At 33.6% G+C, this 18,147-nt stretch carries 12 protein-coding genes; 10 read left to right on the top strand and 2 right to left on the bottom strand.

The features are described 5' to 3' along the window. The 9 genes from PP176A_RS05040 to PP176A_RS05000 all read left to right on the top strand — a co-directional run. On the top strand, nt 1–385 hold a 385-nt coding region (locus PP176A_RS05040; RefSeq protein WP_071139374.1), incomplete at its 5' end, for a TIGR03943 family putative permease subunit. Nucleotides 386–553: 168 nt separating this feature from the next. Beyond that, nucleotides 554–1,255 (top strand): sugar phosphate isomerase/epimerase family protein, encoded by a 702-nt coding sequence (locus PP176A_RS05035; protein WP_071139373.1) that lies wholly within the window; start codon nt 554–556, stop codon nt 1,253–1,255. An 18-nt stretch (nt 1,256–1,273) separates the two neighbouring features. Beyond that, nucleotides 1,274–2,449, top strand: a complete 1,176-nt coding sequence (locus PP176A_RS05030; protein ID WP_071139372.1) for an iron-containing alcohol dehydrogenase — start codon at nt 1,274–1,276, stop codon at nt 2,447–2,449. Between the two features lie 164 nt (nt 2,450–2,613). Then, nucleotides 2,614–3,651, top strand: coding sequence for a zinc-dependent alcohol dehydrogenase (locus PP176A_RS05025; RefSeq protein ID WP_071139371.1), 1,038 nt, complete (start codon nt 2,614–2,616; stop codon nt 3,649–3,651). A gap of 88 nt (nt 3,652–3,739) precedes the next feature. Then, nucleotides 3,740–4,570 (top strand): DUF2785 domain-containing protein, encoded by an 831-nt coding sequence (locus tag PP176A_RS05020; protein WP_071139370.1) that lies wholly within the window; start codon nt 3,740–3,742, stop codon nt 4,568–4,570. A 46-nt stretch (nt 4,571–4,616) separates the two neighbouring features. Further along, nucleotides 4,617–5,537 carry a TIGR01212 family radical SAM protein gene (locus PP176A_RS05015; RefSeq protein ID WP_071139369.1) on the top strand — a complete coding sequence of 307 codons (921 nt, stop codon included), beginning with the start codon at nt 4,617–4,619 and terminating at the stop codon, nt 5,535–5,537. Between the two features lie 166 nt (nt 5,538–5,703). Beyond that, nucleotides 5,704–7,035, top strand: a complete 1,332-nt coding sequence (locus tag PP176A_RS05010) for a Na+/H+ antiporter NhaC family protein (RefSeq protein WP_071139368.1) — start codon at nt 5,704–5,706, stop codon at nt 7,033–7,035. Nucleotides 7,036–7,116: 81 nt separating this feature from the next. Continuing rightward, nucleotides 7,117–8,883, top strand: a complete 1,767-nt coding sequence (locus PP176A_RS16510) for a LysM peptidoglycan-binding domain-containing protein (protein ID WP_234958812.1) — start codon at nt 7,117–7,119, stop codon at nt 8,881–8,883. 329 nt (nt 8,884–9,212) lie between these two features. After that, nucleotides 9,213–13,469 (top strand): 2-hydroxyacyl-CoA dehydratase, encoded by a 4,257-nt coding sequence (locus PP176A_RS05000; RefSeq protein WP_071139367.1) that lies wholly within the window; start codon nt 9,213–9,215, stop codon nt 13,467–13,469. Between the two features lie 80 nt (nt 13,470–13,549). Here PP176A_RS05000 and PP176A_RS04995 read toward each other — a convergent pair whose 3' ends face one another. Then, on the bottom strand, nt 13,550–16,609 hold the full coding sequence (locus tag PP176A_RS04995) for an ABC transporter permease (protein WP_200796028.1): 3,060 nt from the start codon (nt 16,607–16,609) through the stop codon (nt 13,550–13,552). Continuing rightward, a complete protein-coding gene (locus tag PP176A_RS04990; RefSeq protein ID WP_071139365.1) occupies nt 16,606–17,307 on the bottom strand; it encodes an ABC transporter ATP-binding protein in 702 nt (233 codons plus the stop codon). Before PP176A_RS04990 ends, PP176A_RS04995 begins: the two co-directional genes overlap by 4 nt. Nucleotides 17,308–17,527: 220 nt before the next feature. Here PP176A_RS04990 and PP176A_RS04985 point away from each other — a divergent pair, with 220 nt between their 5' ends. Next, nucleotides 17,528–18,100 (top strand): TetR/AcrR family transcriptional regulator, encoded by a 573-nt coding sequence (locus PP176A_RS04985; protein WP_071139364.1) that lies wholly within the window; start codon nt 17,528–17,530, stop codon nt 18,098–18,100. Nucleotides 18,101–18,147: the final 47 nt, after the last annotated feature.

Here is an 18,147-nt window from a genome sequence, read left to right as displayed (position 1 = left end):
GGAACAACTGAAAATTGAAGGTAATAACATAATTGTAGATGACAGTAATTTTGCACCTTGGATTATGGAATTATATTATGATGTTGAGAAATATGAGGGAAAAAATATAGAGATGGTGGGATTTGTTTATAAAGATGATGAATCCTTAAAGGAAAATGAATTTGTAGTTGCACGGCTAATGATGGTATGCTGTGCTGCCGATATGCAGCCTGTAGGAATCGTATGCCAGTATGATAAGACTTCCGAACTGAAGTCGGAAGAATGGGTAAAAGTTAAAGGAATATTGGAAACTTATGATTTTGCGGGAGAGAAAAATCCGATTATAAAAGTGGAAAGCATTGAACCTACGGATAAACCGAAAGAAGAAATAGTCTATCCTTATTAAGCAAAAAAATTATTGGGATTAAATTCTTTATTATAGTGATTTATTAAAATATGAGTATTATGGTATAATTATTATTGATTAAATAATAAAGGGGAGAGGAGAACGGAAAGAAATATAAATAAATGCGTAAGTACCATAGATGAATTTGACGGAGAAGAATTTGATAAATTGAATATAGGGGTTGAAATACAGGATTTTGTTGAGCCAAGTTTATTGGACAAGGGTTGGGAAGACGTAGTCTCTCAATATAAGATGATGTTTGAGAAATTTAATGGTGCATGTTCAGTTCATGGACCATTTCTGGATTTAAAACCTATAAGTCCTGATAAAACTATAAGGGAAGCAAGTTATAGAAGGTATTTAGTTGCATTGAACATTGCCAAGGAATTAAAGGCACAATACATAGTTTTTCATAGTCAAATCAATCCTTTTCTTAATGAGCCTTATATAAGAAAGCTTAATCATGATTTAAATAAGAAATTTTTTAGAGACATATTAAGAGAAATAGGAAATTTTAAAGGGACTATAGTGATAGAAAATATATTTGAAGGAGATCCAAGCTGGTTGAGAGAACTTATAGATATTATAGATTTATCTAATGTTAAAATCTGTCTGGATATAGGTCATGCTAAACTGATGAGTGGGGAGGATCAAGTTAAAAATTGGTTTAAAGTCTTAAAAGACGATATAAAGTATATTCATTTCCATTGGAATAACGGGGTATACGATGAACATAAGCCTCCTATGGAAGAAAATATAAGATTATTGAGTGATTTATTAGAGAAATTTGATTTAAACCCTGTTATATCGTTAGAATATAAAGTTAATAGTTTGGCTGAAGAGATAAAAAGAATAAGAAAAAATATTTAATGAAGGAGAGATGATCATATGCTAAATTTTGATTATTCTATACCCACTGAAATCTTTTTTGGAAAGGGTCAAATTGAAGTTTTAAGAAAAGAAATTAAAAAGTATGGTAAAAAGGTACTTTTAGTGTATGGAAAGGGAAGCATTAAGAGAAGCGGTGTTTATGATCAAGTAGTGAATATATTAAAAGAGGAGAATATACCTTTTGAAGAATTAAGCGGAGTAGAACCTAATCCAACCTTAGAGACTGTAAAAAAAGGAATAAAAATGTGCAGAGAAAATGAAATAGATTTTTTGCTTCCCGTAGGAGGAGGAAGTACAATAGATTGTTCCAAGGCAATAGCGGCAGGGTATTATTATGACGGGGATCCGTGGGATCTTGTGATTGGGAAAGCTAAAGTAAAGGATGTGCTTCCCGTAGGAGTGGTATTGACTATAGCGGCCACAGGTTCCGAAATGGATGCAACGGCGGTAATCACCAATATGGAAACGAAGCAGAAAATAGGATTGAAAGACCCCAAAATAGCTCCTAAATTTTCTATAATGGATCCTACTTATACCTTTTCGGTATCTGAAAGACAAACAGCTTCGGGAACTGCAGATATAATGAGTCATACATTGGAGAATTATTTTAGCAGGACGAAGAGTGCATATTTACAAGATAAGTTAGCGGAAGGTGTTTTAAAGACTTGTATTAAATATGGGGTTATTGCGGTAAAGGAACCCGATAATTATGAAGCAAGAGCAAATCTTATGTGGGCTTCAAGTCTTGCGATAAACGGACTTTTAAGTTATGGAAAAGATGCATCATGGACTGTGCATCCTATAGAACATGAATTGAGCGCATATTATAATGTTACTCATGGAATAGGATTGGCGATACTTACACCCTATTGGATGGAATATGTGTTAAATGATGATACATTATATAAATTTGTTGAATATGGTATAAATGTATGGAATATCGATAAAAATGAAGATGAATACAATATAGCCCACAGGGCAATAGAAAAAACAAAGGAGTATTTCAATTTGTTAGGGATACCTTCTGCTTTGAGAGAAGTAGGGATAGGAGAAGAAAATTTGGAAAACATGGCTAAAGGAGCTGTAAAAAACAGAGGTGTAAATGGGAAAGTTGGGTCCTTTGTTCCTTTGGCTTATGAAGATATTCTAAATATATACAAGAAAGCATTATAAATAAGTATTTATAGAAATTGGTATACAAACTTATATATATTGTATACCAATTTTTGTATGATTATATTGTACGCTTTGGCTTATAAAGGATAATCAAAATTATGGTCATATAAAGTTGTAAATGAATTTAAAGTTAAATATAAAAATCTGGAGGAATATTATTGATGAAAGCATTGGTAAGAAGAACAAGTAAGGAAAGAGACATGATATTAAAAGATATGCCTGAACCGATTGTATCTGATAATACCGTAAAAATAAAAATTAAATATTCCAGTATTTGTGCATCTGATATAAAATATTATAATCAGGTAATGGGTCCTGGAGCGAAGATTATTCCACCTGTTATCATCGGACATGAGGGGAGCGGAATTATAGTTGAAACGGGAAGTAAAATTAAGGATTACAAAGTAGGAGACGAGGTTTGTTTTGAAACTACTTTTGAAAAATGCGGAAAGTGCATGTTTTGTAAATCTAAAGAATACAATATATGCGATAACCGTAAGGGATTAGGTTCTAAGGTAAATGGTACCTTTGCGGAATATGTAATAGTTCCTGAAGAATCCTTACATAAATTGCCGGATGGCGTAAATCTAAAAACCGCAACTCTTATGGAACCATTGGCCTGTGCTGTTCATTTAATAGAAGAACAAATAAAGGTTAAAAAAGGTGATAATGTATTAATAATCGGCCCTGGAGCTATAGGATTTTTTTCTTCCTTAGTTGCTAAATCTCTGGGAGGAAAAGTTATTTTAAGCGGAACCAACCACAGTGCTCACAGGTTAAAATTGGCGTCGGAATTAGGTATAGAAACTATATCCGGAGGAGAGGGAGAAGTTAAAAAAAGGGTATTTGAAATGACGAATAATATCGGTGCTGATGTGACTGTAGATTGTGTTGGATCAGAACATACTCTTAAAATGGCGGTAAATTTAGCAAGAAAGAATGGAATTATAGGCCTTGGGTCCTTTCCGAAGGGAGAAATTCCATTTAATTTTGAAATAGTTTTTAGACGTCAGCTTACTTTGATTGGAAGCCAAAGTTCTAAACCCTCCAGCTGGATAAGAGCACTGGAGTTGATGAAGGAAAATCATCATATTATTGAAAGAATGATTACTGATTCCTTTACTTTGGATGATTGGGAAGAAGCTTTTAAATTAGTTGAAAATAAATCGGGATTTAAAGTTGTTTTCAAAATGAATTAAATAAATTATATATAAAAGATGGGGAAATGTGAGTAAAAGTTTAAATCCAATAAGGCTTTTTAAATTTTTATGAAGGGGTGATATCAAGGTGTATGATAAATATGAGTTAAAAGAAAGATTGAGAGAAATAAAGAATAATGATTTTAGATCACCTGATGACATAAGTATTTTTGATTTTACACTGAATATGATTGAATATATCGGAGATCCTGATCCGGACCTTAGAGATAATTTGATTTATGAAGTTCTTGACAGATGGATCATGGATGGTATGTTTGGAACCGATCAATTAAGTAAATTATTAAATATTATTTTTGATAGTTCTCATTTATTTTATAAAATTGGCGAGGAAGGAACGGATTCGGTTTTTACAAGATCATTTTCAGTTTTAATAGTTGCGGATATAATCTATTACTATAGGATACATAATACGGGATTGGAAGAGGATTTAAGGAATATTAAAGAAAAGCTTATCAAATATATGTCAGAAGAAAAAGATGTAAGAGGATATATTTCAGGTAAAGGCTGGGCACATTCGGCAGCTCATACGGGAGATGCGTTAAATGAGCTGGTACAATGTCGATACATGAAATATAAGGATTTGTTGGAAATAATGGAAGCGGTTAAAAAGAAAATTTTTATTAATAGTTATGCTTATATAAGCGGAGAAGATGAGAGATTGACAACTCCTATAGTGAGCATAATAGATAGAAAAATATTGGGAAATAAAGATATTGTAGACTGGATAAGAAGTTTTAAAAATATTAATAAAATAAGTAAATATCCCGAAGATATGAACTTAGAAGTAAACGTTAGAAACTTTTTAAGAAGTGTTTATTTTAGATTGCTTTATAAAGATAATTACGACGAAATCAATGGAGCAATAAAAGAAACACTTTATAATATTAAGAAATTTTAAATTAATTTAAAGAATAATTTTTATATGGATTAGAGGTTGTGATAATTTGCTTTGGGGCGATAAAAGATATCATTCATTAAATTATGAATTGAAAAGAATATTTGGAACAAAAGTAGTGAAATTATCTGTTGACGGGGGATTTACGTGTCCTAACAGAGATGGAACTGCTGGAGATAAGGGATGTATATTTTGCGGAGAGGAAGGTTCCGGAGAATTTACTTTTTCAAAGAATCTTTCTATACCAGAACAAATAGCAAAGCAGAAGGAATTTATGTCTAAGAAATGGGCTACGGGAAAATATATTGCATATTTTCAGAACTTTACCAATACATATGGGGATACGGAATATTTAAAGGAGAAATACTATGCTGGAATTTCTCAGAAAGGAATGGTAGGACTTGCTATAGCCACGAGACCCGACAGTATTTCTCCTTCTGCATTGGATTTGCTTGAGGAAATTAATAAAAAAACTTACCTGTGGATTGAGCTTGGACTGCAGACTATCCATGATACTACCGCAAATTTTATAAGACGGGGGTATGATTTATGCTGTTATGAGAAAACTGTGGAAGAATTAAAAAAGAGGAATATCAGGATTGTAACACATCTTATATTTGGACTTCCAGGCGAAAGCAAACAGGATATTCTTGAATCAGTAAAATATGTATCCGAAAGGGATACATGGGGAATTAAAATTCATCTTTTATATATTCAAAGAGGAACGGATTTGCATAAATTCTACATGGAACATCCTTTTCATATATTGACTCAAGAAGAATATGTAAATATGGTCTGTGACAGTATAGAGATTATTCCAAAGGATATGATTATCCACAGATTAACGGGAGATGGTAAAAAAGCTCTTCTTATAGAACCTAAATGGAGCCTTGACAAACTAAAGGTATTATCTGATATAGACAAAGAACTCAGTATTAGAAATTCTTATCAGGGTAAATTTTTCAAGTGAATTATGATCTTTAAATTTATATAATAGTATGCCATTAACTACTGGCCATGATATAATTTTAGATTATAGGAAAGTCCTATTTACATTAATATAGATTTTCCATGAAATGGGTTTCAAAAAGGCCTTCTTTATAAAATAATAGATATAGATGAGGATGATATAGGAAATGGATCTTATTGTTGGAATTGCTTTTTCATTTTTTGCACTAATATTTTTTTTATATAAAGATTTTCATATTGAGTTTTCCGTTCTGATATGTTTTTTTATATTTTTTATCATTGCTTTAAAAAGAGGATATTCTTTTAAATCAGTATTGAAAATGGCATATGAAGGAGGAAAGAAGTCCTTAGTAGTAGCGAAAATTCTTATATTGATAGGGATTATCACAGCTTCGTGGATGGCATCGGGAACTGTCCAAAGCATCGTATATTACGGGATAAAAATCATAAATCCCGATTTTTTCATAGTATATACTTTTTTAATATGTACTGTTGTTTCGTATATGCTGGGGACAGCTTTTGGAACGGTTGGAACTGTAGGTGTAGCACTTATGGTAATGGCGAAAGGAGGGAACTTAAATCCTAATATTGTATCAGGCGCCATTATTTCGGGAGCATATTTTGGAGACAGGTGTTCTCCAATGTCTTCCAGTGCTCATTTAGTCAGAAATTTAACGGATACGGATATTTATTCCAATATTAAAAATATGGTTAAAACATCAATAATTCCGTTTATCGTTTCTTTTTTTATTTATTTTATTATTTCATTGAACAATCCTTTGAAACTGGCAGAAAACAATTTGAATTTTGAGATTGAGAAATTATTTACTATAAACTTTCTTATGCTTTTGCCTGCAATAGTTATTCTGCTTCTCAGCTGTTTTAAAGTAAACGTGAATAAATCAATGATTTTGAGTATCGTTACAGCTTGCATAATAGCCATGTTTATCCAGAAAGTATCTTTTTACAAATTGGTAAAATATATAATATTCGGATATAAAATCGATAAGAATACTTTTTTAAAGAATATATTAAAGGGCGGAGGTATTCTTTCTATGGCAAAATCCTCATTTTTAGTATTGATATCCTGTGGCCTTGCAGGAATAATTGAAAGTTCCAATATGTTAGATGGACTATACAAGATTTTTAATAATATCTCAACTCATTCAATTCTTTTTCTGGCTACTTTGTTAGTGAGTATAATAGTCAGCAGCTTCGGGGGAAATCAATCTATAGCCATTGTCCTTACGGCGGAAATAATGAGAAGTACATATGAGAAACTTAATATCAGCAATTCTGATTTTGCAGTAAGTATAGAAAATACGGCGGTAGTATTATCACCTTTTATTCCTTGGAATATAGGAGGACTTATTCCTACAAGAACTCTTAATATCAGCAGTGTTGGATATCAAGGTTATGCTTTTTATCTTTATCTGATTCCTGTCTGGAATCTAATGTACTTAAAAATAAAAGAGACAGGAAAGAGAAAAGCAACATAAAATATTATGAAAACTATAAGCAATTATCGCTTTCACTGCATAGTATATAATGAACAAAGTTTAGAAAGAAAGGTGGTAAATATGTACGATTTCTATGGTTTAAGCGGTAAGTGTCCTTCGGGCAGTATTTCCCATACAATAAGATCAGGGGATACCTTATACAAACTTGCTCAGCAATACAATACAACAGTAGAAGCGATAATTGCTATAAATCCGGGAATTAATCCAAATAATCTTCAAATAGGCCAAATAGTATGTATACCTGCTTCTGCTCCTCCCAAACCTCCATGCTCGGGTGGATTTTATTATACAATAAAAGCGGGAGATACATTATATAATTTAGCCAATAGATATAATGTTACCGTAACAGATATCTTAAGAGCTAATCCTTTTATAGATCCGAACAATTTACAGATAGGGCAGGTAATATGTATTCCGGGGGCTGTACCTCCTCAACCGTCATGTCCGGGGGGAACATTGCATACGATAAGAGCAGGAGATACATTTTATAAACTTTCCATACAATATGGAGTAAGTCTTGAAAGTATATTAAAAGCAAATCCCGGAGTAGATCCGAATAATTTACAGATAGGGCAGGTAGTATGTATACCGGCACATACTCCTCCACAACCATCATGTCCTGGAGGAACATTGCATACAATAAGAGCAGGAGATACGTTTTATAAACTTTCCATACAATACAAAGTAAGCCTTGAGAGTATATTAAGGGCAAATCCCGGAGTAGATCCGAACAATTTGCAGATAGGGCAGGTAGTATGTATACCAGCAGCGACTCCTCCTCAACCTTTATGTCCAGGAGGAACATTATATACGATAAGAGCAGGAGATACAATATACAATTTGGCTAACAGATACAATGTAAGTGTAGACGATATATTAAGAGCCAATCCAGGTATAGATCCGAACAATCTACAGATAGGGCAGGTAATATGTATACCGGCACCCAGATGCCCTGGAGGAACATTATATACAATAAGAGCAGGAGATACAATATACAATTTGGCTAACAGATACAATGTAAGCGTAAATGATATATTGAAGGCCAATCCAGGTATAGATCCGAATAATCTACAGATAGGGCAGGTAATATGTATACCGGCAGCGACTCCTCCTCAGCCGTCATGTCCAGGAGGAACATTATATACAATAAAAGCAGGAGATACAATATACAATTTAGCCAGCAGATATAATGTAAGCGTAAATGATATATTAAAGGCCAATCCAGGTATAGATCCGAACAATCTACAGATAGGGCAGGTAATATGTATACCGGCAGCGACTCCTCCTCAGCCGTCATGTCCAGGAGGAATGTTATATACAATAAAAGCGGGAGACACAATATATAATTTGGCTAACAGATATAATGTAAGCGTGGACGACATATTGAAAGCAAACCCAGGTATAGATCCGAACAATCTACAGATAGGGCAAGTAATATGTATACCATGTATGCCGGCACCGACTCCTCCACAACCGTCATGTCCTGGAGGGACATTATATACGATAATGGAAGGGGATAACCTTGGAAGTATACTGATAAAATTTAATATATCCGTTAATGATCTGATTTCTGTGAATCCTAATTTTGATCCGCATAAAATAGTTGCAGGACAGAAATTATGTATTCCTCCTCATAAATCTGGAATTTGTCCTTCTGGCACAAATCCTTATTTGATTACATCTCATGATGCTCCGCAGGAGAAATTGGTAGTGGCTCATCTTGCAATGAAATTTAAAATTAGTATATCAGATTTAATGTTAGCTAATCCAAATCTTGCACCAAGTGATTTTACAGTAGGAATGAAAATCTGTGTACCTTCTAAATGAAAAGGTAAATGAAACTGATACCTATCCTCATTAGGTATCAGTTTTATTTTATAACTTATGAAGAACTTTTTTCTATAATTCATAGGAAAGTCAAATTATTCCTTAATATAAACTTTCCGTTAAATGGGTTTCAAAAAAGGCATCCTTAATTTATAATGTTTTAATAGAAACTTTTTTCATTAATTGAAGTGTTTGTTTAGTATTTTTGTTATGTTATAATTTATATAGAGACAGTTGGGTATAAATTATAATATTGCTAATAGATATAAGTATATAGTCTTTTGTATAAATTATATAAAGGAGGAAAAGCAGCAGAGAACTGCAATAGTATGAAAAAATTACATTTAGGTATTGATATTGGTTCAACCACCGTAAAATTAGTTGTATTAAATGAAAAGTTGGAAATTCTTTTTTGTGATTACAAGAGACATTTTTCTGATATTAAAAGTAGTGTAAAAAATCTTATCCTCGGAGCATATAAAAAGTTTAAAGATGAAAATATAACCGTTATGGTTACAGGCTCGGGAGGACTTTCCGTTAATAAATGGCTTGATGTTCCATTTGTTCAAGAAGTAGTAGCTTCAACTACTGCAATCAGAAAATTTATTCCAAAGACAGATGTAGCGATTGAACTTGGAGGAGAAGATGCTAAAATTACCTATTTTAGAGGAAATGTAGAGCAAAGAATGAACAGCATATGTGCAGGAGGAACCGGTGCTTTTATCGATCAGATGTCATCTCTTCTTCAGACAGACGCAGAAGGATTGAATGAATTGGCAAAGAATTATGAGCATATATATCCTATAGCTTCCAGATGTGGAGTATTTGCTAAAACAGATATACAAGCCCTTATAAATCAGGGAGCATCAAAAAATGATATAGCTGTTTCCGTATTTCAGTCCGTAGTCAATCAGACAATTTCAACATTAGCCTGCGGCAGACCAATTACTGGAAGAATAGCATTTCTCGGAGGACCTCTTCATTTTTTGTCCGAGCTCAGAAAAAGGTATATTGAAACCTTAAGGCTCAAAGATGATGAAATAATAGTTCCCCGGAATTCACAGCTATTTGTTGCTTTAGGAGCAGCAATAGAATCTATTGAGGAGATACCCATAAGCTTTAAAAAATTTATAGACAAGCTAATAAATTTCGACAGACCTATAGATATGAGTATAAAGAAAATACAGCCTTTATTTAATAACAGGGATGAGTTGGAAAAGTTCAGGAAAGATCACGAAACTAAAAAACTTTTAAGAGGTGATATCAGATCTTATAGAGGGAAGTGTTTCCTGGGGGTTGATGCAGGTTCAACTACCACTAAAGCTGTATTAATAGATGAAAATGATAAAATATTATATTCATATTATAATAATAATCAGGGGAAACCTTTGGAATTGGTAGTACAAATATTAAAGGAGATCTATTCGGTTCTTCCTGCAGAGAGTAAGATTGTTTATTCTGCAGTTACAGGATATGGAGAGGATCTTATAAAAGAGGCTCTTGGAATAGACGTAGGAGAAGTAGAGACTATAGCTCATTATAAGGCAGCCGAATTTTATCTTCCGGGAGTAGACTTCATATTAGATATTGGTGGGCAGGATATGAAATGTATGAAGATTAAAAACGGCGTTATCGACAGTGTACTTCTCAACGAGGCATGTTCTTCCGGATGCGGTTCTTTTATAGAGACTTTTGCTCAATCTTTAAATATGAAGGTAGAAGATTTTTTAAATGAAGGACTTTTAGCTGAAAATCCCGTGGACTTAGGTTCAAGGTGTACTGTATTTATGAACTCAAAAGTTAAACAGGCTCAAAAAGAAGGAGCAACTATAGGAGATATTGCGGCAGGCCTTTCCTATTCTGTTATAAAAAATGCTCTTCAGAAAGTAATAAAAATAAGGGACCCTCAAGAAATGGGAGAAAAAATAGTTGTACAGGGGGGAACCTTTTATGGAGATTCTATATTGAGAAGTTTTGAGTTGATATCCCATAGAAAAGTTGTGAGACCAGATATTTCAGGATTGATGGGAGCACTGGGAGCTGCACTGATAGCAAAAGAACGATATGAAGACGGAAAAGAAACTTCATTGTTAAAAATAGAAGATCTAAACAATTTTAATTACAATACTAAGATGACAAGGTGTGGAGGTTGCGGAAACAATTGTTTACTGTCAATTCATACTTTTTCAAATGGAAATAGATATATTAGCGGGAATAGATGTGAGAAGGCTCTGGGATTAAATAAATCTTCAAAAAATATCCCTAACTTATATGATTATAAATATAAAAGAACCTTTGACTATAAACCTTTGAATGAGGAAGAAGCAAAAAGGGGTACAGTTGGAATACCGAGGGTATTGAATATATATGAAAATTATCCCTTTTGGTTTACTTTCTTTACGGAACTGAATTTCAAAGTTGTACTTTCGGCTCCATCGAGTAGAGCCATGTATGAAAAAGGAATCAGTACGATTCCCAGTGAAACCGCATGTTATCCTGCTAAGCTTGTCCATGGGCATATTTCAGACTTAATTGAAAAGAAAGTTAAATTCATTTTTTATCCTTCCGTATTTTATGAAAAAAAGGAAGATAAAACTGCTAATAATCATTTAAATTGCCCGATTGTTACTTCCTATTCGGAGGTTATAAAACATAATATGGATAATATAAAAAAGAATGATATACTTTTTTTGAATCCGTTTATTAGTTTTGACGACAAAGAAGGTTTAAAGAACAGACTTGAAAAAGAATTTAAAATATTTTCAATCGGAGGCAGAGAAATAGATAAAGCTGTAGAAAAAGCATGGGGAGAGCAGGCTAATTATAGAAAGGATATTCAATTGAAAGGGGAGGAAACTTTAGATTATATAAGCAAAAATAAGATCAGGGGAATAGTCCTTTCGGGTAGACCATATCATATTGACCCGGAAATAAACCATGGAATTCCAAATCTTATTACATCATTAGGGATGGCTGTTTTCACAGAGGATTCAATTGCTCATTTAGGTAATGTTGAAAGACCTTTAAGAGTAGTAGATCAGTGGACTTATCATTCAAGATTGTATAGAGCAGCAAGTTTTGTTGCTCAAAGAGATGACTTGGAATTAGTTCAATTAACGTCTTTCGGTTGTGGTCTTGATGCTGTTACCACGGATCAGGTACATGAGATATTGGATAACTACGAAAAAATATATACCTTATTAAAAATAGATGAAGTAAATAATTTAGGAGCGGCTAAAATAAGGATCCGTTCATTGAATGCAGCGCTGATGGAAAGAGATAAAAGAGGATTCAGGCCTCATAAAGTAGGAGGATCAATTAAAAGAGTACTTTTTGCTAAGGGAATGAAAGAAAGACATACCATACTTTCGCCTCAAATGTCCCCTATTCATTTTGATTTACTTCAAACAGCCATGAGAGATTGTGGATATAATTTTGAAGTGCTGCCCTCTGTAGACAGAGGTGCCATAGAAGAAGGGTTAAAATATGTAAATAATGATGCTTGCTATCCTTCAATAATAGTTGTAGGGCAATTTATAGAAGCTCTGAAATCCGGAAAATATGATTTAAATAATACATCAGTCATCATAACTCAGACAGGAGGAGTATGCCGAGCATCAAATTATATTGGATTTTTAAGAAAGGCTTTAAAAGATGCCGGATTTGGAAATATTCCAGTCATTAGTGCTAATGCCTATGGCATGGAAGAAAACCCCGGGTTTACCTATTCGATGGATATGGCATCAAAGGGTGTGATGGCAATAATATACGGGGATCTCCTTATGAGAGTATTATACAGGGTAAGACCTTATGAAAAAGTAAAAGGGTCGGCAGATTCATTGTATATGGAATGGAATCAAAGATGTAAGGAATCTTTAAAGAATGGAAGTAAAAAGTTGTATAAGAATAATATCAGAAAAATAGTTAAAGATTTTGATAATATTGATATATATGATATACAGAAACCAAAAGTAGGAATAGTTGGAGAAATACTGGTTAAATATCATCCTACCGCCAATAATGATATTGTAGATGTTTTGGAAAAAGAGGGAGTAGAAGTTGTAGTTCCGGATTTGACGGATTTTATTCTTTATTGTGCTTATAATGAAACCTTCAAAGCAGAATATTTATCTCAGAGAAAAAGAAATAAAGTCTTCGGAGATATTGCAATATCATATATAGAAAATTATAGGAAGGATTTAAAAAAAGCATTGAATGATAGTGAAAGATTTTCTTCCCCAATGTCTATTAAGGAGTTGGCAGGATTGGTTAAAAATTTTATCTCTTTAGGAAATCAATCCGGAGAGGGTTGGCTTTTAACGGCTGAAATGTTGGAGTTAATTGAAAACGAAGTAGAGAATATTGTATGCGTTCAGCCTTTTGGGTGTCTTCCAAATCATATAACGGGAAAGGGAATGATTAAATCTATAAGGGAGATGTATCCTAAGGCAAATATTATTCCCATAGATTATGATCCGGGAGCAAGTGAGGTAAACCAACTGAACAGATTAAAACTTATGCTTTCTACGGCTCGCCATAATGCTGACGAGGAAGAAGAAAAAGGAAATAAAGCATTGAATATTTAAAGATAAGGAGTCAGTGTCAAATTTATAGACGCTGACTCCTTTTTTTAGGATGTAGTTATACGTAAATATAAAATTTTCCCCTATTCTACCGACTTAAGTGATTCAATCATGTTGATTGTCTGCAACTTAAAATAAGTAATGATTTGCATGATTACAGAGAATATCAGAGTAATCAGACATGCCAGTACAAAGCTGAGCCATCCAATTTTTTTGAAAAATACAGTCGCATTTATTTCAATAATATCAATAACGAAGTGATGAAGGAAAATCCCCCCAATTAGGCCTATCCCAATACTAATTAAAGTCAGGATAAAGGTCTGACGGTAAATATATCCGTTTGTTTCCGTATCGGTAAAGCCCAATACTTTAAGAGTGGCAATTTCACGCGTTCGCTCGCTTATATTGATTGATGTTAAATTATACAGCACACTGATTGCTAAGAGGGAAGCAACCACCACAATCAAGACAATGATACCGTTTAGGCTTTCGCTAATCCCAAGGGCATTTTGCATCATATCGTTAGTAAAGACTACATTCAAAACCAAGTCGCTGTCTATTAGATGTTTGGCTAAAGCTTTTTCACCAGCTCTATGGTTTGATACAATTGCATTGTAGGATACAGGTTTGTCGAAAATTTTATTATACAAAGCGTTGTTCATGTAAATATAATCAGCATTATAGTTTTCAGCCACATCTGCAACAGTTAACTGATAAGCATTGTTATCAGCATCTTTTACAGTGATGTTATCTCCCTTATTAACTTTGAAAACCTTGGAGAGTCTTTGTGTAATCACGACGCCATTATCATTCAAAGCTAACTTACTTCCGGTATCCGCACTTTTTAGATTATAATATTTATAAAAAATATTTTCGTTCTTCGGCACGATCAAAAAGGCATCAAGTGATTTATCATTGGATTCACATTTTAGGGCAGTCTGTTTTATTAAAAGAGGTTCTTCTATTTTTTCTTTTGTTAAAAGATTTTCTAAATCTTTACTGATATTTTTGGTTTCATCTTTGAGAATTATCATGTCATCATAACGAAAAATTTCACCGTACTGCTTTTCCGCAACGCCATCCATGCTGTCCTTCAGCCCAAATCCTACAAGTAACAAAGAAGTACAACCTGACACGCCTATTATGGTCATAAGGGCTCTCTTTTTGTATCGAAACATGTTTCTCATGGTGATTTTCCATGTGAAGGAAAGGTGTTTCCATATTGGCCCAATTTTTTCGAGAAAAATTGTTTGCCCGTTTTTAGGCGGAACCGGACGCATTAAAGCTGCAGGATTCTGTTTTAATTCTTTATTGCATGAAATTATTGTCACCAAAGCCATAAGCGCTAATGTAATCGTCAAAATCAGCAAAAATGTCATCATATCATATTGGATGATAAGGGGCGGCAAATTAGATTTAAAATTTGAAAAATTTGAGTAGATAAGCGGTGGTATAATACGGCACCCCGCAAAAAATCCTACTGTTGCACCTAAGCCCGAAGCAGACAGAACATAGAAGATATATGTGGAAATAATACTGCTATTTTTATAGCCGAGTGAGGTTAATATGCCGAGTTCATTTCGCTCTTCCGCTATCATACGAGCCATTGAATTGGACGCCATAAGCATTCCGATCAGTATGAAAAAGAAGGGAAAAACAGCGGCGATCGAGGTGATCACATCTATACTGGATTTTAATTCGCTGTAGCCGATGGCGGCATCTCGGTCAAAAATATGCCATTGTGTTTTTTCAATATCAGAAAAATCTTTTTTGGCATCATCAATTTTTTCCTGTGCGTCAGCCATTTCTGTATTGAATTTTTCTAAATTCTTATTATATTCCGCATATCCGTCTTTCAATTTCTTTTCATTTTCCTCTATTTCACTTTTACCTTTTGCGATTTTGTCCTGAGCTTTTTTAATTTCGGAGTTAAAGTTTTCAATTCCCTTATTAAGTTTTGCTTCTTGAGCTGTTAATGTATCAACTGATTCTTTGAGTTTCAAGAGTCCTTCACGAGACTTGGAATATTGATCTATAGTTACACTGAGTTTGGCATATTCCTGACTTCCGGAAGGAAGCTGACTAAGTTGTGTTTTCATAGATCCAATAGCAGTATTCAACTTGTTGATTTTTGTGGGTAGTTCCTCTTTTTTAACGCCGTTTTGTATTAGCGCGGAATTGATTTCGTTCCAGCCATTTGCAATTTTAGCTTTAGAGGATTCAAACTCTGCATTTTGCCTTTTAATGTTTTTTTGTAAGTCTGTCTCGTTTTTAGCAAGTTCATTTTTTCCGTCTTTCAGCTTCTGTGTGCTGTCATCAAGCTTGGCTTTTGCATCAACCAGTTTTTTTTCACCTTTTGCCTTTTCATCGTTCAGTTTTTTTTCATTTTTGTTTATTTCCTGATTTGCTTTTTTATAAATTTCCTGATACCGTGTATTTTCCCTTTCCGGTTTAATTTTTATCAGTTCATTATTAAGTTGCGATGCCACACTATTATAATCTTTTGAATATGCAGTAGTGTTTTTAGTGCTTGCGGCAACGAGATAGATCTCGGTGTAAGCGTCTAACATAAAATTATCCTTGTTTATAAAAATAAAAGATGATAATTCTCCGTCGCCAATATTGGTACTCCCATAATTATTTGTCAAATATAGTACCGATTTTGCCGTACCAACAACGGTAAATTCGGTATTTTTTAATTTTCCGCCGACATCACTTGTTATTCTGATTTTATCACCGATTTTATAGGCTTTACTATCCGCAATGCATTCATTATCAGTCTTAGGCATCCGTCCGGAAATAAGTTGAACCCTATTGACTGATTTTTCAATTGCATGAACACGAATCGCTTTATTCTGATCCAAAACATCCAAAGAATAACTCGGAATAACGGTGTTTACATTTTTCAAAGTTTTTAGCGCATTGACATCACCATCTGTTAGACCCATTGAGCTGACGATTTTAAAATCCATTAAGTTATGGTCGCAATAATAATGATTGGCTACAGCAACTAAATCAGGCGCACTTTCCTGTACCCCTGCGAAAAAGCCTACACCCACCATAACAATAATAAACAATGACAGATATCTGCCAATAGATTTTTTTATTTTAATCAGGGTATTTTTATACAACAAACTGATCACCACACAATCTCTTCTGCTTTTTTGGGATTTTTATTTATAATAATATCTTTGACCGTTCCATTTTTGATTTTAATAACTTTATCTGCAACATCTGCAATTACGGTATTGTGAGTAATTATAACAGTAGTCATGCCCATTTTTTTACAATTTTTTTGTAAAAGTTCAATAATCCGTTGTCCTGTTACGCTGTCAAGTGCGCCGGTAGGTTCATCACACAAGAGAAGCTTCGGATTTTTTGCGACCGCTCTCGCTATGGCAACACGCTGCTGTTCTCCACCCGACAACTGAGAGGGAAAGTTGCTTATACGCTCCGATAAACCGACCTTTTCTAAAATTGTTTTGGGATCAAGTGAATTAGGACATATCTGACACGCAAGCTCAACATTTTCCAGTGCGGTTAGATTTTCCACAAGATTATAAAACTGAAATACAAACCCAATATCATTACGCCTGTAATTTATCAGTTCCTTTTTGTTATATTTATGGATTTCATTTCCGTCAACTGTAATATTGCCGTCGCTTGGACTATCCATCCCGCCGAGCAGATTCAACACCGTTGTTTTTCCCGCCCCCGACGGACCGAGTATAACAACCAATTCATTTTTTTCTATTGAAAAAGAGCAGTCATCAACTGCTGTAATCGCTAAATCACCGACTATATATTTTTTTTCAACATTTTCAAACTCAATAAATGCCATTTCTACACCTCCGATTTTAAACAACATAATGTTGACGATTAAACATTAATGCAATATACTAACATCATGGAACAAACACAACATGAATAAATTATACTAACATCATGAAATAAATACAACAATCAGATGTTTAATAAGTGTAGGTTTCACAGCAGATTTTCAAAAAATGTTTAGAAAACGACAAAATTGTTTATAAATTTTTTATAAGGGGGGGACTTAGATGGCGGCAGAAAAGATCGACAGGAGGGTAAAATATACCAAAATGGTTATTAAGGAGAGCTTTGTTAAATTTCTAAAACAAAAACCAATTTCAAAAATCTCTGTTAAAGAAATCTGTGATGATGCAGATATAAACCGCACGACCTTTTATGCACATTATGTAGATCAGTATGATTTGCTTCAGCAGATTGAAAATGAAGTAATTGATGATATTAATCAATATTTGAAGGGATACGATTTTAAAAACAATAAAGTTGTACCTACGGAGATGATTGAAAAAATCTTAGAATACATAAAGAAAAACTCAGAACTTTTTGACCTTTTACTAAATTCAAACAGAGATATGAAATTTCAACAGGAAATTATAAAGATTATTGGCAGGCAGCATTTTATATCCGTTATCGGAGATAATTCTTTAAATAAAGAAGATGCGGAATATATATTTTATTTTTTAGCAAGCGGTGCTGTCGGAGTCATTCAGATGTGGCTGAAGGGTGGGATGAAAAGGCATCCCAATGAAATGGCGGAATTGATATTAAAAATAGCGATTAACGGCAGATCATCGGTTATTTAAATGATAACTAACTTTTGCATTACAGCCACTTTTTGATTATCAATATT

The organism is Sporanaerobacter sp. PP17-6a (assembly GCF_900095615.1).
GTDB lineage: Bacteria > Bacillota > Clostridia > Tissierellales > Acidilutibacteraceae > Acidilutibacter > Acidilutibacter cellobiosedens.
The sequence above is the reverse complement of the archived record's forward strand: the minus strand, read 5'-3'. Positions and strand labels throughout refer to the sequence as shown.